Source organism: Streptomyces sp. NPDC027962 (genome assembly GCF_055566095.1).
On record NZ_JBVHTA010000024.1, the window covers coordinates 66568 to 83469 of the forward strand.

The window sequence follows — 16902 nt, forward strand, 5'->3', positions numbered from 1 at the left end:
ATACCGTCGCACCACCCAGGGGGCCCCGCGACACACGGAACCGGCTCCCGGCGACCTGCGGCCGGGTTGCATCACGCCGCCCGTCAGCAATGGTGGAGTCATACGGCCGGTCGGCCCACCGCCATGCCCCGTAAGGCCCTGGAGCCGGGCGTCTTCTCGCCGGAGGCTGAAGCCGAGAGCAGGACTGGGAGCAGCACAAGTGGCGCGAGTGAGCCCCACCCGCGAGAGGGAGCCGACGATGAAGCACAGCAAGATCGGCAGCCTGATGGTGCAGGATGTCGTCTCGGTGATTCCGCAGACCCCGTTCAAAGAGGTCGCCAAGCTGCTGGCAGTGCACGCGATCAGCGGTCTGCCGGTGGTCGATTCCGACGACAAGGTGCTCGGTGTGATCTCCGAGAGCGACCTCGTACTCCGGCAGGCGGGCGTTGCGCCCAAGGCGGAACCCGCTCGCAGCGCGCAGTCGGCCTGGCGGTCACCGCCGACAGGGGATGAGGAGACCAGCGGCTCAGACACCAAGGCGCAGGCGAGCAGCGCCCGGGAGCTGATGTCCCAACCTGCGATCACCGTCCAGGCCGGCCACACCATCGCCATGGCTGCCCGCACCATGGCGCAGCATCGCATCGAGCGGCTTCCCGTGGTCGACGAGGAAGGCCGTCTCGTGGGCATCGTGACCCGTCGCGACCTGCTTCAGGTATTCCTCCGGCCGGACCCTGACATTCGCCGGGAGATCACGGACGAGATCCTGGACCAGACGCTGTGGCTGTCCCCGGACGCGGTCCGGGTACATGTGATCGACGGTGTGGTCACCCTCGAAGGACAGCTGGAGCGGTTCAGCGACATCCAGGTCGCGGTCCGGCTGGCCCAGGAGGTGGACGGCGTGGTCGCCGTCATCGACAAGCTGACCCACCGCATTGACGACTCCGGCTCGCGGCCTGCCCGCGAGACGCCACCTCCCGTCCCTGAAGACGCCGGGGGCGCTGCGGTCCATTGGGAGAGGTCACCGTGATCACGGAGTGTGGTCGCGCCGGGGCGGTGCCCCGAGGACCGGCGCCGGCTCTGAGCCCTGAAACGCTGACGCGAAAGGAGGCCTGAAGTGCCTGAGACCCCGCACATCGTGAGCGATGTGATGACGCCAAGGGTGGTAGCCGTCGGGCGCGCCGCGACCTTCAAGGAGATCGTGCGGACGATGGAGGAGTGGAAGGTGAGTGCCCTGCCGGTCCTGGAGGGCGACGGGCGCGTCATCGGTGTCGTGTCCGAGGCCGACCTGCTGCCCAAGGAGGAGTTTCACGACACGGCAATGAGCCTCTATGAGCAGGGACGGCGCATGCCCGACATCGCCAAAGCGGGAGCGGTCACCGCCGAGGAGCTCATGAGCACCCCCGCCGTAACCGTGCACCCCGGCGTCACCTTGGCACAGGCTGCGCGGATCATGGCTGTGAAGCACGTCAAGCGGCTCCCCGTGGTCGATGACGAGGACATGCTGCAGGGCATCGTCAGCCGTGCCGACCTGCTGAAGGTCTTCCTGCGCCCGGACGAGGAGATCGAGGAGGAGGTCCGCCGCACGGTGATCGCCTATCTCTTCCCCGCGTTCAGCCACGCCGTACATGTGAACGTGCACGAAGGAGTCGTCACCCTCCGCGGGCAGATCGGCGACACCTCGCTCATTTCCGTTGCCGCACGCCTGGTCCGCACCGTGGAGGGCGTCGTGGACGTCGAGTCCCGTCTCACCGGCGAGTCCTCCGCATGGACCGGACCAGCGGGATCCGCATGGACCGGACCAGCGGGAGCAGAGTGACGGCTCCGGCGACGAGTACCGGTACTCTCGGCGGTGGCGACGGAATCACAGACACCAACCGGCGCCACGGGTGCTCAGGGCTGGATGTCGAGCACGTCCGGCACCGGTCGGCGCGGTGTGGTGGGGCCTTCGGGGCCGTATCCGAGGCGCAGCACCATCTGCGTGCAGGTCCTTCCCGTCACCGGGTCGCGCAGCGGCCAGCGGAGGTCGGTCCATTCGATGGCCTGGGTGGCGAAGGAGGCGGACAAGCCTTCGAGCGTGGCCAGCAGGAGGACGCGTTCCATGGCCTGGCCGGCGCGGAGCCAGTCCTCCGGGCGGTCGTCCGTCGTGCCGAGGAGGGCCAGTTGAGGTGACTGTTCGAAGTCGGCGGTGCCACGGCCGGCCACCGGCCTGATTCCGGCGAAGTCGCGCATGGGGGCTTTGCCACCGCGTTTGCGCGGCCCGAAGGCGTAGTCCGGGATCCCGTCGGGAGCTGTGTTCACGGACGGAGCGTCGATGCGGGTCCATTGCGCCAGGTCCCGGTCGCTGCCGCGGTCGGTGCGGTTGCGCCGCTCGGCCTCCTCAACCAAGTCCAGTACCTCCTGCTGGTGCCATGGGCCGGGAAAGCTCAGGGTGGCTCCCTCACGGTCGGCGGCGTCGCTGAGGGCCGTTCGTATGCTCTCGGAGATCTCCGTCTCCTCGAACGGGAAGCGGCTGCTGTGCCGCCGGTGGATCGCCGGATACAGCGCGGCGAGGTCGCTCTCGCCGCCCTCGGCGTCGGTCAGCTGCACGGTCGCGAGCAGCACAGGGTCGTCGGGGTCGGGAAGCAGCCGGACTGCCGGGTACCAGCCTCCGTGGACCACCGCGACCCGAAGGTTCAGCAGGGCGGCGCCGCAGCCGAGGTGCAGGCCGCGGGCGTCGGGGTCGGAGTGCGGCATGACGCAGTCGAAATCGGCGAGGAGACGGAAAGTACGGCTGCCCTGGCGATAGTTGAAGCGCCACGGCTGCGCGTTGTGCATCGACGGGGCGGCAGCAGCGTCGTAGACCAGGTCGGTCACACGCTCGTCGGACGGTGCTTGTCGGATCACCGGAGCCTCCCTTCGCAGAAGCGGCAGCCATTCGCTGCTCACTGATCGGCCGGACCGATACGGCGGCCCGTGAGGCGCTGGGGTTGGATCGACACCCACATCTCTCGTTCGCCACCCGCCCATGGCTCGGTGTGAGCACCCTCGGCCAGCCGTCGCACCTCGTCGGGCTCCGTGACATGCCGCGCAGGGCCGACGACAAGAACGCTCCACCCCTGGCTCGCGGCCTCGTCCAGATGGTCGACCTCGAAGGCGATGTCCGTCCCCACGGCAACCGCGGGCACGGAGTCGGGCGCGGTCCGGAAGGCGATCGCATCGTCGGTGACTTCGTAGTTCACCGGAACGACCGCCGGGCCGTCGGGTGTGGCCACCGCGACGCGGCCCACACCGTGAGTGGAGAGCCGGGCGCGGCATTCGTCCGGGCTGAGGTCCCGCAACTGGGGGTGGAGGAGCGCCCGGCCCTGGCCGGGCGGCAGATCGATGCCGCCCCCGCGAAGGGCTGCGACGCTCGTTCCCAGCGCGCCTGCCAATCGGGTGAGAGTCCCCGGGCTCGGGTCAGCCGGGCGTTCTTCGAGGTACGCCAGGTACTCCGGCGCCATTGCCGCGCGGCTTGCCAGGGCAGCCCGGGTGAGCCCCCGCCGCTCGCGTTCGGCGGCCACGCGCCGGCCGACGTCTCCAGAGCTGGTCGCCCTGTCGGGCCGGGGACCGTCGGATACCGCACCCGGCCCCTCCGTGCCCGGTCCGTCCGTGCCCGGCGCAGAAGGCGCAGGCGTTGTCCCGGGCAGATGCTCTACGTGATGGATGTGCGCATCGGACCCGGGGAACACCAGCGTGACCTCGTCCGTGTCCGACCATCGCACGTCGTAGGGCGGTGTTCCATCCGCGTGGTGGAGTCCGACAATCTCGCCGTCGCGCCTGTTGGCGCCTGTCGTCGGGCTTTCGATGACGAGTTGATCGCCGAGGTGAGCTCGCATGATCGCCGCCGTATCCTCAGAATGCTGCTGTACCCAACGTGCCACGCACGGCGGGCCGCCGCACGGGCCGAGAAGCCCTGATCCGGGGCCGACCGGACCGGTCCCGACCCCACTGGCCCGGGCCTGCCGGCCCCAACGCGGACAGGAGCCGCTCACTCATGGGCGGGCTGGTTCCCGACACGCTCGACACGTGACCACGTCTCGCTGTAACAGGCCTCGAAGGGAAAGGCGACATGCATCACAGAACGGTCGCAGAGCTCATGACCCGACAGGTCGTGCGAGTACGGCGTGACCTGCCGTTCAAGGAGATCGTCAAGCTGTTGGCGGAGAACGATGTCACCGCCGTACCGGTGGTGGACGAGCAGGACCGCCCGATGGGTGTGGTCTCCGAGGCCGACCTGCTGCGCAAGTCCGCGGACCAGGCCGACCCGTCCGGCCTGACACCGATTCCGCATCTGGAGGCCTGGGAGCGGGCCAAGGCCGAAGGGGCCAGGGCCGAGGAGTTGATGTCGGCTCCCGCGGTGTGTGCGCGTCCGGAGTGGACCGTGGTCGAGGCGGCCCGCCTGATGGAGGTCCACGGTGTCAAGCGGCTGCCCGTCGTGGACGAGACGGACAAGCTGCAGGGCATCGTCAGCCGCAGTGACCTGCTGCGGACCTTCCTGCGCCGCGACGACGCCATCCGCGAGGAAATCACCCAGGACGTGCTGCAGCAGACGATGGACCTTGCTCCCTCAGATCTGACGGTCGACGTTCGTGAGGGGCAGGTAACCCTGGACGGATCCGTCGAGTTCAGGAGCCTGATCCCCATCATCGAACGCCTGTGCCGGAGCGTGGACGGCGTGGTCTCGGTCTCGACGCACGTCACTTGTCGGACCGACGACGCGAGGCGTTCCGCCACAGGCACATGAGTCGACCCGGAGTGGGGTCGGAGCGCGAACCAATGGCGAGATCACCGTTGCGTTCCCGGCTCTGGCGCCGCATGGCGTCGGCACGCCGGAGCGGACCAGTTCGTCCGGTGCGTACTCGTCGAGTCTGCCGCCGGCGGCGGCGATCCGTACGTCTCGGGCACCACCCTCACCTCCTCGACAGCAGTGCGCCCCCCGGCCTGTCACTGGCGGAAGCGCGCGGACCAAGGGGGCTCCACCAGGTCCCACTCGGCGTCCCACTGCGCGTACCTGCCGCGGTCCAGCATCCGGCGCATGCCCGCCCTTGCGGCACGGACCCCGGTGGCCACCACAACTGCCGCCAGCCCGCCCGCAATCCATCCGGTGGCCATCGCGTCGTCGGCGGACACCGGCGGACTGGTGAGGGTTCCGTCGGGGCCCACCCAGACCTGCACGGTCGCGCCTCGGGGCGTACCTGACTTCACGAGGGCCGTTCCGGTCCGTTCCTTGCCGTCCTTGCCGGTCCATCGGACGTGTGCTCGTTGCACCGCGTCTTCAGTACGGCCATGCGACCCTTCGACGTCCGAAGTCAGCCGGGCGGTGGCCTCCTGCCGCTCCGCCGCGTGCACTTCCACGGTACGCATCGAAGATTCGTAGGCCGTCAGGCCCGCGCTCAGCGAGGCCGCCGGCACTCCGAGGACCAGGACGACCATGAGGAAGCGGCGGACCCGGGCTTCGATCCTGTCGGACCTTCGCCTCAGCGGGTTCGCCCCTGGGGGCGTCTGCTCCTGGGGGGACGAGTACGGCGAATCATGTGCGCTCATGTTCCCGCCTCCAGCTCTCGCTGATCCGTTCCCTCCCGCACCCACGATCGAGCGGCACCGGGCCACGGTCACGGGGCCGAAGGTCCCGGCCGGGCCGCCACCCGGCCCTCCCTACGGTCCCGTCCCCCTCGCGGTGAACCGTCACGTCTGCGGAACGACGGCGATCGGACACGGCGCGTGAGCGCGCGATGCAGTACCGCGTGGTCGACCAAGCCCAGTTGCGGCCCCAGGTGCCCACGCCGCCCACAGGCTCCGACGATGAGCAGGCCGGCGTCCGACGCGGCCGCCGCGAGCGCCTGACGTGCCGGACTGCCGCGTCAGCGGCACCGTTCACGGCATCCACGCCCGCCTCGGCCCCGTCGATGCCGACCACCAGGGGAATCGCCACTGCTCTCGCCTCCGGCCCATGCCGGACTTCACGCTCGTCCCAGCCCTGCCGCAGCGGCGTCCGCGTGCGCCGCAGGATGCTTTGCGGTACTCCTCGAACGAGAAGGGGTCGTGCTCAGTGAGCCGACACAGTCGGGACAGGCGGACTCGTTCACCGTTGTTCCAGTTTCCTACAGGGCAGAGGCAGTCGCCATGGAGCCAGTGATCACCGTGGGCCTCGACGGCTCACCCGAGAGTCTTGCCGCCGCTCATTGGGCCGCCGAGGAAGCCGAGCGGCGCAAGCTCACGCTGCGCCTGCTGCATGCGTGGCCTCTGCTGGTGCCGGAACCGACCCGCATCCCCTCGGAGATCGATCAGAACTACTGGGCGAAGCGGATCGTGCACAACGCGCGGACGGAGCTCCAAGCACGCCACCCGGGCCTCATTGTCGTCGGCAACCTGGTCGCCGACGACGCCCAGGACGCACTGCTGCAAGCGGCGTCGGAGTCCGAGATGATCGTCCTCGGCTCGCGGGGGCTGAGGCCCGTCGAGAGCTACTTCCTGGGCGACATCAGCTTGCCCGTCGTGGCACGGGCCGAGCGGCCGGTGGTCCTGGTGCGTGCTGAGAAGCGCGAAGAAGGACCACGGCCCACTCCAAGCGCAGCAGGTGCCGTGCGGGTGGCACTGAAACTCCACGGCCCGAGCGACGACCTGCTCGAATTCGCCTTCGCCACCGCAGCGGCACGCGGGGTGCCTCTTCGCGCCGTCCATGGCCGAAGCGTGCCGCTCCATGCATACACACCCTGGGGCGTGGACCATGACGTCACCGACGAGATCGCACAGGGCGCGCGGAAGCACCTGAGCAAAGCCCTCCGCCCCTGGCGCGAGAAGTTCTCCGGGGTGGAGGTGGTCGAGACGGTCCGGCTGGACAGCCCCGCCAAGGCCGTCGTACAGGACACGGAGAGCGCCGGTCTGCTGATCGTCGGCCGGCGCAAGCACCGTCCCCCCTTGACACCACACCTGGGGCCTGTGGCCGAAGCCGCCATCCATCATGCGCGCTGCCCCGTCGCCGTCGTCCCCCATGACTGAGCCGAGCCACGGTGGGCAGCCGACGACGCCGGTGCATCAGGCAGACGCCGGCGGTTTCCACCCGGCCGACGCGCTCCGTTGCCGCGCGGCCGCGCCTGCTGACGGGCGGGTGCCGGCAAAGCGCGTGATCAGGGGCCCCGCGATGGCGAGGAGGAGGACGTAGGCAGCGACCAGCGGGCCGAGCCTGTCGTCCTGCGTACCTGCCAGGGCGATGATGACGATGGAGAACTCACCGCGGGCGATGAGCGCGGTCCCGGCCCGCAGCCGGCCCTGCACTCCCGCACCGTCCCGCAAGGCGGCGTACCAGCCGACCGCCACTTTCGTCGCCGCCGTGACCGTTGCCAGGGCCACAGCGACGGGAAGCATGGGCAGCAGGGAACCGGGGCTGACGGACAGGCCGATGGCCAGGAAGAACACCGCGGCGAACAGGTCCCGCAGCGGGCTGAGAACCGCACGGGCCCGGTCCGCCGCCTCACCGCTGAGCGCGAGCCCGACCAGGAAGGCGCCGACCGCAGCGGAGATATGAACGGTCTCGGCCAGCGCGGCCACGATCAGCGTGATGCCCAGCACACGGAGCAGAACCTGTTCCGCGTCCGGATGCGACACCAGCCGTCCCAGGTGGCGTCCCCACCAGTACGAAGCGGCGAACGCGACAAACACCGCGCCCACCGCGACCACCACCCCCAGCAGCGCCTGCCGCCAGGTGCCGCCGGAAACGACGACGGCCAGCACGGGCAGGTAGGCGGCCATCGCGAAGTCCTCCAACACCAGCACGGACAGGACAGCCGGGGTTTCCCGGTTACCCATCCGCCGGAGGTCGCCCAGGAGCCGGGCGATGATGCCGGACGAGGAGATGTACGTGACGCCCGCGAGCGCCAGAATGCCTCCCGCGTCCCAGCCGAGCAGCCATCCTGCCAGGGCTCCCGGCACCGCGTTCAGCACGAGATCGGCACCGGCAGACGGCACATGACGGCGCAGGCTGGCGGTGAACTCCGGAATGGTGAACTCCAGCCCCAAGGCCAGCAGCAGCAGGACCACCCCGATGGACGCCCCGGTCTCCACGAACTCGCCGGCGGCCGGAACAGGGGCAATGCCCCCTTCGCCCAGAGCCAGTCCGGCCAGGAGATAGAGCGGCACAGGCGACAGCGCGAAGCGCCGCGCCAGGGCGCACAGCACGCTCAGAGCCGCCAGGATGATGCCGAGCTCCAGCAGCAGCGCGATCGAGGTGTGCACCGGCTCAGCCCTGGATGATCTGTTCCACGCCCGCGATCCCGTCGTGGGTGCCGATCACCACCAGCACATCCCCGGCGCGCAGCACCTGGCCCGGACCCGGTGAAGCGATCACGTCGTCACCGCGGACGATCGCCACGATCGACGCACCGGTGCGGGTCCGCGCCCGGGTGTCCCCCAGCGGGCGGCCGACGAACGGGGTACCAGCCAGCACTTCGACTTGTCCTGCGCTGAGCCCGGGCACCTCCCTGGTGAGATCGGCGAAGCGTTCAGCGATACGCGGAGCACCCAGAATCTCGGCGAGGGTGTCGGCCTCCTCACCGGTGAGCCGCAGGACGGACCTGGCTTGGTCGGGGTTGTCGGCCGCGTACACCACCAGCTCGAACTGGCGCGACCGCCGGGCCACGACGCCGATCCGATCGCCGTCCTGATTGGTGAACTCGTAACGCAGCCCCACACCGGGGAGAAGCACCTCGTTCACATCCATGCGCCCCATCATCACGCCACACGCGATCCCGCACACACGTGGCGGGGATGGGCATACGGGGGTTTTCCGCAGAGCGGGCAGTCCGACCGGCTTGGCCGGCAGGTGGCCCGCTTCAGCACGGACCCCGAGTCGAGCGTGACCGCGGGTGCCGCGTCCGGTCGGCGGTCTTCCGCCGAACAGGGCAAACAGCTCCCTGACCGTCCCGCCGGAGCGTCGTTCAGGCCGAGGCGGGCTCGGGGCGCGGGCGGACGATGGCCACGGGGCACTCGCCGTCCTCGGCGTGAACGTGCCGGACATCGGCCGACTGATCGCTGACGCGTGGACCAAGGTCCCGAAGGACTGCGACTGAAGACGAGGCCACGCTCGCGCCATGACTCGACACGTCAGGATCGGGCGCGAGGGCCTCACGCGGCAATAGCCAGGCGCCGCTGAATCTGCGCATTAACCCGTATTCAGCTGCTCCTGTCCGGACTGGTGCTGCCGCTGGCCCGTGCCCACGGTGTCCCGCTGGACGAACTGGTCGGAGCCCCACAGACCGGGGATCCCCGCGTCCACCTGCGGCCGGTCCACCGCCCCGGCATGACGTACGTTCCGCTGACCCGCCGGGCCGGCGGCATGCAGGCCCACAAGCCTGTCATCCCGCCCCGTCCGCACGAGGCCGAGCCGGAGACGAGGACGCACGAGGGCTACGAATGGGCCTACGTCCTCGCAGGTCGGCTGCGTCTCGTCCTCGGTGACCGGGATCTCGTCCTCGACCCCGGTCAGGTCGCCGAGTTCGACACCCACGTGCCGCACTGGATGGGATCGGCCGAGGCCCAGCCGGTCGAACTGCTGGTGCTGTTCGGCAGTCAGGGCGAGCGCGCCCACCTGCGGGCGCGAACCACCTGACTGACGCCCAGCGGGCGGACCGTCGGCGTGCGGGACCGTGGACGGGTATCAGCGCTGCTGGGGCTCACTGGGAGGCAGCAGGCTGTCGAGGCCGTGGCGGCGGTAGCCCGTCACCTGCTCGCAGAGAGCCGCCTCCGCCTCCGGGGTGAACAATCCCGCGGAGTCTCCCGCTCGGCGGCGGGCGAGGGAGGCGATCGTGTCGGCGGCAACCAGATCGGCGTTGATGGCGGCGGCGGCCCGTACGCCGGCGGCGGCCGCGGCCGGGACCCCGTCCAGCACCTCGGACACGTTGCCCGCGACCCACACCCCGGGAACCGCCGTGAGTCCAGTGCCGTCCGACCCCACCTGGTCCCCGATGGCCATCGGGTGCTCCGCGGCCCTCAGGCCGAGCCCCGCGAGCACGTCGTCCCGGGCCCCGAACCGCGGCGCCACGACCAGGGCCGCGAGCGCCATGCGCACTCCCGATGCCAGTCGGACTCCGGTCAGGCGGTCGTCCTCGGCCTCCAGCCCGGTGACCTCCCCGTCCACCACGGCGATGCCGCGGGCGGCCAGCTTCTCCCACTCCTCCTCGCCCAGTTCTCCGCCGGTGTGCCGGAACAGGGTGACCCGGTCCGACAGCTGACGGAACAGCAGCGCCTGATGGACGGAGGCCGGGCCGGTGGCCAGCACTCCGATCGGTTGGTCCCGTACTTCCCAGCCGTGGCAGTACGGGCAGTGCAGCACGTCCCTCCCCCACCGCTCGCGCAGCCCGGCGATGTCGGGCAGCTGGTCGACGAGCCCGGTGCTCACCAGCAGCCGCCGGGCCCGGTAGTGGCGTCCGCCCGCCGTTTCCACCACGAAGCCCTCACCCTCCCGGCGTGCGCCGGTCGCCCGGTCGGTGACGACTCTGCCGCCGTACGCGGTGACCTCTCCCCGGCCGAGCCGGAGAAGTTCACCCGGGGCGACGCCGTCCCGGGACAGCAGGCCGTGCACCCCGGAGGCCGGGGCGTTGCGGGGCTGGCCGGAGTCGATGACCACCACGGACCGCCGGGACCGGGCGAGCGTCACCGCTCCGGACAGGCCGGCGACTCCGCCACCGACGACCACGACGTCCACATCACTGGGGTTGTTCGCGCTCTCTGTCATGCCCGCAGCCTCGCCCGGCACTTCACCCGGAGCAAGGAATCATGCCGTTTCGGCAAGAACCCGGCCGATGTCAGTGCTGGACCGGGGGAACCAGATCATGGAGTCCGAGGGCCGCAAGGAGGGCGAGATGTCCGGCGGCCTGCACGGGTTCTCTCCAGACCTGCAGCGGGTCCCGCAACTGCCAAGCACGGAGCTGGTGGACAACCCACCCCAGCTGAAGTGGGTGGTGCTCGCCCGGGTGTGCGGTAGCAGGCAGGCGCGGTGGACAGGAAACGGGCCGGCACACGAAACCGACGGATTCCCGGACGCGCTCTTGAACGCCCGGAGACCGGAACCGGTGGCGGGATCGGCTCCCGACCACATGGCCTAGGACATGCGGAGCCGCACCACATCCCCCGCTCTGCCACCCGCGAGAACCTCGATACGGACGCCGTCGTCCGCGTCCGTGAAGGTCTGGCCGGGTGTGTACGCCGCCAGGTCGAGTCCGGTGCAGCCGGTGCGCGGCGTCGCGGACCGGCTGCCGTTCACGACCCGGACCGGGCCCTCGCCGGTGGAGGTCGCGGAGTCGACCTTGTAGATGAGGACGCCGGCCGAGCACGCGTGCCGGTCGTTGCCCTCGGCCCGGCGGGACTCCGCTACGTACGCCGTCGTCTCGCTGATGCGCAGTACGGCGATCTTGGTTCCGCCGGGCCGCTCCACAGGGGTCAGGCGTACGGTGCGCCGTCCGGGAGAAGCCAGGCAGGCGACCTGGCCCTCGCGGATCCAGCCCAGCTTCCAGGAGTGCCAGCCCAGGTACTGGGGAGCGTGGCCGGCGATGTCGCCCATGACGTCCCAGCCGCCGACGTACTGATGGGTGGCGCCGGTGAAGGAGTACAGGTCCGGGAGGCCGAAGGTGTGGCCTGTCTCGTGGGCGACGACCTTGTGGCCCCAGCGCCAGAGATCCTGTCCGAAGGTCACGGCCCACTTCAGACGGGTGCCGTCGGCGGTCACGCCGGACGAGACGGGGTCGTGGAGATAGGCCGGGGAGAAGGAGATCGCGGACGCCGCCCTGGTGGGGACGACGTAGACCATGTCGTAGCGGGAGAAGTCCGCGTGCGGGTCGGCGGCGGCGATCGCGTCGCGTACGTACTTCTCGTGGGTCTCGAAGGTGAGGCCGCGGTCGAAGCCGTACGAGTCCGAATCCGCCGGCATGCGGATCCAGCGGTGCAGGGAGGTGAGGGCGAGTCGGGAGCGGCCGTAGCTGGCTGTGCGCACCCAGGCGGCGGCCGGGGCGAGCTGAGCGGCGTACGCGTCCGTGGAGTCGGTGGCCTGAGCGTCGGGGAAGTCCACAAACAGCGTCAGTACGCGCCGCGTTCCTGTGGCGGGCTGGAACTGGACACGATCGGTGTCGTGGCCTTCGTCGGTCCACCCGGTCCTGCCGGGGAGCGCGCAATCGGAGGCCGGAGCTGACCGGGGTGCGGGGGACGGGGCGGCCGCGTTCGCCGTGGCGGGGGCGGTCAGGCACGAGGCGAGGGCGAGAGCCGCGGTGACGGAACGCAGACAGGTCGGCAGAACGGACATGGAACTCCTGTCAGAGGCGGGCGATGACTGAAGGGGCAAAGGCGGCGAAGCGAGGGCGGGCGGGTCAGGCACGGCCCGCGGCGAGATCCATCAGGCGGGCGAGTACGTGGCCGCCTGAGGTGGTGACGCCGTCGTGCTCCCACTCGTTGGTGACCCAGACACGTGCGGCGCCGACGTCACGCGCCGTGCGCAGGGAGAGGTCCGCGTCGACGTACATGTCGTCGTGGTAGACGACCGCGGCGAGGGGGACCTGGTTGGCGGCCAGGCGGCGAGGGTCGTAGAGCGGGGGCCAGTCGCTTCGCCGGGCCAGGAGGTCCGCCGCGTCCGCGAAGGGGCGCAGGCCCTTGATGTCCTGGAACATCCAGGGGTAGATCATCTCCCCGGTGAGCAGGAGAGGATCCGCGTCCTCGGCGAATTCGGGGAAGGCGGCGAGTGCCCCGGAGGCCGCCCAGCCGGTCGGACCGGCCCCTTGCCCGTACAGGGTCTCCTGCATGACGGCGAACAGCGGGTTGTCGGTGAAGCCGGTCAGGGCCTCCACCTGGTGGAGGAAGGTGTCCGTCAGCTCGCCGTCCGAGTCCAGGGATTCGTCGAGCAGCCAGTGAATGCGCTCGAAGCCGTCACCCATGCCGAGAGCGAGTCCGAGGGTGCGCAGGCGGCGGGGCGTGAGGCGGTCCCCGCCCGGCAGCCGGGTGTCGTCGGCCGCGAGGAGGTCGGCGATCTTGCGGAGTCGAGGGGCGTCGTCCGGGTAGCGGGCGTAGAAGTCGAGGACCCGCTCCCGTACCCGGGGGTACGTGCGGGCGTACACGTCATCGGCGGTCGCGGTGAGACCGGGGAGGCCGCCGGTGACGTAGCAGGCCCGCAGACCTTCCGGAGCCTCGGAGAGGTAGGTGAGGGTGATGAAGCCGCCGTAGCTCTGGCCGAGCGTCTCCCAGGACGCGCCGCCGCACAGTTGGTGGCGTATCAGTTCCGCGTCGGCCACGATGGCGTCGGCACGGAAGCGGGCCAGATACGCGGCCAGGCGGGCCGGGGAGTCGAACCGGGAGGCCGTGCGAGCGGTGATCGGCGTGGAGCGGCCGGTGCCGCGCTGGTCGAGAAGCAACACCCGGTGGGTCTTCAGCGCCTGGGGCAGCCACCCCGGCGAACCCGCCGAAGGCCGTGGGCTCTTGCCACCGGGGCCGCCCTGGAGAAAGAGCAGCCACGGGAGTTGTTCACCGTTACGGGCCCGGTCGGCGACCTCGCGCGCGAAAACCTGGATCGTCGGGCCGGCGGGATGGGAGTGGTCCAGCGGGACGGTGAAGATGTGATCGGTGGTTGCGTACGCCGGGTTCATGGGGCCCCTTTCACAGCACACGGACATCGAGTGATATGTGACATTGCATGACTGGCGTGAATCAGTGGCCTCGTTCCGAGGAGCTCTCACTCGGGCATGGCACAGGGTTATGGGCCGCCCGTGCCGCCTCAGGCCGAGCGCTTCCCCGTGTCTCGAGTCGATCGCCCGGTCCCGGGCGAGCTGTCGCTGCCGGCCCACAGGGATCGGACGTGTCCCAGGTGCCTGGCCATGCACTTCTCGGCCTTCTTCGCGTCGCCCGCGAGCATCAGGTCGAGGAGTTCCAGGTGCTCCTCGGCCGAGGGGATGAGATCGCCGCGCTCGTTGAGGGCGGTGAGTCCGTACAGGCGGGAACGCTTGCGCAGGTCGCCGACGGTCTCGACAAGGCGCTCGTTGCCGGAGAGCGCGAGGAGCGACAGATGGAACTGCCGGTCGGCCTCCAGATAGCCGATCAGGTCGTGGTCGCGGGCGGCCCGGACGATCTCCTCCGCGACCGGGCGCAGCGCCTCCAGTTCCTCGCGCGTGGCGCTGTGGGTGACCCGGCCAACCGTCGGGATCTCGATCAGGGCACGGATCGCCGTGTACTGGTCGAGATCACGCTCGCTGACCTCGGTGACCCTGAAGCCCTTGTTCCGTACGGGCTCGACCAGGCCCTCACGGGCCAGGTCGAGCATCGCCTCGCGCACGGGGGTGGCGGAGATACCGAAGTCCTCTGCGAGCGTGGGCGCCGAATACACCATGCCCGGACGCAGCTCACCGGAGATCAATGCCGCCCGCAAGGCGTGGCTCACCTGGTCACGCAGCCGCTCCCGGCCGGCGCCCAGATCGGTCTGCTTCAGGTGGCCCATGGAGGTCGTGATCCCTTCGGTACGTTACGCACCCAACGTACAATGTCACGTTGCTTTCGTAGGTGACAGGGTGTAGGTCCGGCTGGAGGTGTAGAACTCCGACGCCGCCCGGCCCTGTTCGCGGAGCCCGTGGCTGGATGCCTTGGCGCCTCCGAACGGCAGGTGGAAGTCGACGCCGGTGGACGGTGCGTTCATCCTGATCATGCCGGTGTCGAGCCGGTCGAGTCCGCTCAGGGCCGTGTTCAGATCGGCGGTGTGGACCGACGTGACCAGGCCGTACGGCACGGAGTTGGAGAGCCGCACCGCGTGGGCCACGTCCTCGGCGGGCAGCAGGGCCGCTACGGGCCCGAACACCTCTTCGCGCAGCAGGCGGTGCCCCGGGGGGACCTTCTCGACCAAGGTCGGGGCCGCGAACCAGCCGGGCCCGTCCGGCACGGTGCCGCCGGCCAGCGCACACAGGCCGTGCCAGGCGTCGCAGACCTGCTCGCGGGCTTGCTGGTCGATGAGCGGCCCACTCACGGTCGCCGCATCGGCCGGGTCGCCGACCGGAACGGCCCGCAGCGCTTCGGAGAGGGCCTCACGCAGAGGGTCCAGAGCCGCACCTACAGCGATGACGCGGCTGGTGGCGGTGCACTTCTGCCCTGCGTACCCGGCGATCGCGGCGGCAATGTCGGCTGCGGCCTGCTCGATGTCGGCGTCCGGGAGGACGATCGCCGCGTTCAGGCCGCCCATCTCGGCCTGCACCGGAATGCCCCGGGCCGTGGCGGCGCGTGAGACGGCCCGGCCCACGGCCGTCGAGCCGGTGAAGGAGACGACATCGGCGGAGGAGACGAGCGCGTTGCCCTCCGTCGCCCCACCGGGCAGGACGGTGAAGACCCCGGCCGGCAGGGCCCGCTGGACGATCTCGGCCAAGCGCTGCGCACAGGCGGTGGCCTCGGGGGCGGGCTTGAGGACGACCGCGTTCCCGGCCGCGAGCGCCGGGGCGGCCTTCCAGCTCGGGATGGCGAAGGGAAAGTTCCAGGGCGTGATCAGTCCGGCCACACCGTGCGGTCGACGGCGGGTGAGCAGCAGGCCGGGGCCCACGGCGGTCTCGTGGACCGCACCGACGGGCTCGTACGGGGCCTGGGCGTAGTAGCGCCAGATCGCAGCCGTGCGCGCGACCTCGGCGCGGGCTTCGGTGAGCGGCTTGCCCACCTCCCGGACGGCGAGAGCGGTCAGCTCGGCCCCCGCGTCGTCGATGGCGTCCGCGACCGACCCGAGGGCGGCCGAGCGGGCTGTCGCCCCGCCGAGGAGCCACCCCGGCTGGGCGGCGCGCGCCAGGTTCACGGAGTCGGCCGCGGCGAAGGCGCCGGGCGCCGGAATCCGAAGGAGCACGTCGGACGGATCGGCCGGATTGCGAGAGATGATGAGGGACTTGGTGGCGGTCACAGGAGGAAACCTCCGGGGAAGGGGTCGTCCGGGTCGAGGACGTACTGCGCGGTGCCGGTGATCCAGGCGCGTCCACTGACGGTCGGCACGACGGCGGGCACCCCGCCGACCGTGGTCTTCTCGATCAGGCGGCCGGTGAAGCGCGTTCCGATGAAGGACTCGTTGACGAAGTCGCGGCCCAAGGGCAGTTGCCCACGGGCGTACAGCTGGGCCATCCGGGCCGAGGTGCCCGTGCCGCACGGGGAACGGTCGAACCAGCCGGGATGGATGGCCATGGCATGCCGGGAGTGGCGGGCGCCGGAACCGGGGGCCGCGAGGTAGACATGCTTGACTCCGGCGATCTCCGGCCGCTCCGGGTGCACGGGCCGCTGCGGCGAGGCGTTGATCGCCTCCATGATCGCGAGCCCGGCGGACAGCAGCTCGTCCTTGCGGGCGCGGTCGAACGGCAGCTCCAGCGCGTCCAGTTCGACGAAGGCGTAGAAGTTCCCGCCGAACGCCAGGTCGTAGGTGACCGTACCGTGGCCGGGCACTGTGATCTTGCTGTCCAGTGCGGCGCAGAACGCCGGGACGTTGGTGAACGTGACCGACCTGGCCGCACCGTCCTCCACTCGTACGTCGACGGTGACGAGCCCCGCCGGGGTGTCGAGCCGGACGGTGGTGACCGGTTCGACCACGGGCACCATGCCCGTCTCGACCAGGACGGTGGCGACGCCGATCGTGCCGTGCCCGCACATCGGGAGCAGCCCGGACACCTCGATATAGAGGACTCCGTAGTCGGCGTCGGGGCGGGTGGGCGGCTGGAGGATGGCGCCGCTCATGGCGCCATGCCCCCGCGGCTCGTACATCAGGAGCGTCCGGAGATCGTCCATGTGCTCGATGAAGTGCAGCCGCCGCTCGGCCATGGTGGCGCCGGGGATGACCCTGACGCCGCCGGTGATCACGCGCGTGGGCATGCCCTCGGTGTGCGAGTCGACTGCGTGGAAAACGTGGCGCGTACGCACGGGCTTCCTTTC

Annotated in this window: 16 protein-coding genes and 2 pseudogenes; 6 read left to right on the top strand and 12 right to left on the bottom strand. The window is 70.5% G+C overall.

Annotation, left to right across the window (positions count from 1 at the left end; genetic code table 11):
- Positions 1-238: 238 nt before the first annotated feature.
- Positions 239-1006: a CBS domain-containing protein gene (locus ACZ4SA_RS22395; protein WP_468277241.1), complete on the top strand. Its 768-nt coding sequence runs from the start codon at positions 239-241 to the stop codon at positions 1004-1006.
- A gap of 87 nt (positions 1007-1093) precedes the next feature.
- On the top strand, positions 1094-1795 hold the full coding sequence (locus ACZ4SA_RS22400; protein WP_468277243.1) for a CBS domain-containing protein: 702 nt from the start codon (positions 1094-1096) through the stop codon (positions 1793-1795).
- Positions 1796-1869: 74 nt separating this feature from the next.
- Here ACZ4SA_RS22400 and ACZ4SA_RS22405 read toward each other — a convergent pair whose 3' ends face one another.
- Positions 1870-2859 (bottom strand): Acg family FMN-binding oxidoreductase, encoded by a 990-nt coding sequence (locus tag ACZ4SA_RS22405; RefSeq protein WP_468277354.1) that lies wholly within the window; start codon positions 2857-2859, stop codon positions 1870-1872.
- Between the two features lie 41 nt (positions 2860-2900).
- Positions 2901-3833 carry a pyridoxamine 5'-phosphate oxidase family protein gene (locus tag ACZ4SA_RS22410; RefSeq protein WP_468277245.1) on the bottom strand — a complete coding sequence of 311 codons (933 nt, stop codon included), beginning with the start codon at positions 3831-3833 and terminating at the stop codon, positions 2901-2903.
- A 233-nt stretch (positions 3834-4066) separates the two neighbouring features.
- On the opposite strand from ACZ4SA_RS22410, the gene ACZ4SA_RS22415 reads away from it, so the two are divergent.
- Positions 4067-4741 (top strand): CBS domain-containing protein, encoded by a 675-nt coding sequence (locus ACZ4SA_RS22415; RefSeq protein WP_468277247.1) that lies wholly within the window; start codon positions 4067-4069, stop codon positions 4739-4741.
- A gap of 200 nt (positions 4742-4941) precedes the next feature.
- Here ACZ4SA_RS22415 and ACZ4SA_RS22420 read toward each other — a convergent pair whose 3' ends face one another.
- Both ACZ4SA_RS22420 and ACZ4SA_RS22425 read right to left on the bottom strand, forming a co-directional pair.
- On the bottom strand, positions 4942-5541 hold the full coding sequence (locus ACZ4SA_RS22420; protein WP_468277249.1) for an Rv1733c family protein: 600 nt from the start codon (positions 5539-5541) through the stop codon (positions 4942-4944).
- Positions 5542-5682: 141 nt separating this feature from the next.
- Positions 5683-5849: pseudogene (locus tag ACZ4SA_RS22425) on the bottom strand (universal stress protein); the annotation flags it as partial.
- A 271-nt stretch (positions 5850-6120) separates the two neighbouring features.
- On the opposite strand from ACZ4SA_RS22425, the gene ACZ4SA_RS22430 reads away from it, so the two are divergent.
- Positions 6121-6996, top strand: a complete 876-nt coding sequence (locus ACZ4SA_RS22430) for a universal stress protein (RefSeq protein ID WP_468277251.1) — start codon at positions 6121-6123, stop codon at positions 6994-6996.
- Positions 6997-7032: 36 nt separating this feature from the next.
- Here the strand turns inward: ACZ4SA_RS22430 and ACZ4SA_RS22435 are convergent, their stop codons facing one another.
- Entirely contained in the window at positions 7033-8229 is a 1197-nt protein-coding gene (locus tag ACZ4SA_RS22435) for a cation:proton antiporter (protein WP_468277253.1), read from the bottom strand.
- Between the two features lie 4 nt (positions 8230-8233).
- Positions 8234-8713 carry a cation:proton antiporter regulatory subunit gene (locus tag ACZ4SA_RS22440; RefSeq protein ID WP_468277255.1) on the bottom strand — a complete coding sequence of 160 codons (480 nt, stop codon included), beginning with the start codon at positions 8711-8713 and terminating at the stop codon, positions 8234-8236.
- A gap of 471 nt (positions 8714-9184) precedes the next feature.
- Here ACZ4SA_RS22440 and ACZ4SA_RS22445 point away from each other — a divergent pair.
- Positions 9185-9601, top strand: a pseudogene (locus ACZ4SA_RS22445) (cupin domain-containing protein); the annotation flags it as partial.
- 48 nt (positions 9602-9649) lie between these two features.
- On the opposite strand, the gene ACZ4SA_RS22450 reads toward ACZ4SA_RS22445, so the two are convergent.
- On the bottom strand, positions 9650-10726 hold the full coding sequence (locus ACZ4SA_RS22450; RefSeq protein WP_468277256.1) for an NAD(P)/FAD-dependent oxidoreductase: 1077 nt from the start codon (positions 10724-10726) through the stop codon (positions 9650-9652).
- Positions 10727-10793: 67 nt separating this feature from the next.
- Between ACZ4SA_RS22450 and ACZ4SA_RS22455 the strand changes: the two genes are divergently transcribed.
- Positions 10794-11096, top strand: coding sequence for a hypothetical protein (locus ACZ4SA_RS22455; RefSeq protein ID WP_468277259.1), 303 nt, complete (start codon positions 10794-10796; stop codon positions 11094-11096).
- Here ACZ4SA_RS22455 and ACZ4SA_RS22460 read toward each other — a convergent pair.
- From ACZ4SA_RS22460 to ACZ4SA_RS22480, 5 genes are all read right to left on the bottom strand, one after another.
- Positions 11093-12286 carry a M6 family metalloprotease domain-containing protein gene (locus ACZ4SA_RS22460; RefSeq protein ID WP_468277261.1) on the bottom strand — a complete coding sequence of 398 codons (1194 nt, stop codon included), beginning with the start codon at positions 12284-12286 and terminating at the stop codon, positions 11093-11095. The two genes, ACZ4SA_RS22455 and ACZ4SA_RS22460, sit on opposite strands and share 4 nt — an antisense overlap.
- 64 nt (positions 12287-12350) lie before the next feature.
- Entirely contained in the window at positions 12351-13616 is a 1266-nt protein-coding gene (locus ACZ4SA_RS22465; protein WP_468277263.1) for an alpha/beta fold hydrolase, read from the bottom strand.
- A gap of 128 nt (positions 13617-13744) precedes the next feature.
- On the bottom strand, positions 13745-14461 hold the full coding sequence (locus ACZ4SA_RS22470) for a GntR family transcriptional regulator (protein ID WP_468277264.1): 717 nt from the start codon (positions 14459-14461) through the stop codon (positions 13745-13747).
- 45 nt (positions 14462-14506) lie between these two features.
- Positions 14507-15889, bottom strand: coding sequence for an aldehyde dehydrogenase family protein (locus ACZ4SA_RS22475; RefSeq protein ID WP_468277267.1), 1383 nt, complete (start codon positions 15887-15889; stop codon positions 14507-14509).
- Positions 15886-16890, bottom strand: a complete 1005-nt coding sequence (locus ACZ4SA_RS22480) for a proline racemase family protein (RefSeq protein WP_468277269.1) — start codon at positions 16888-16890, stop codon at positions 15886-15888. Before ACZ4SA_RS22480 ends, ACZ4SA_RS22475 begins: the two co-directional genes overlap by 4 nt.
- Positions 16891-16902 lie beyond the last annotated feature (12 nt).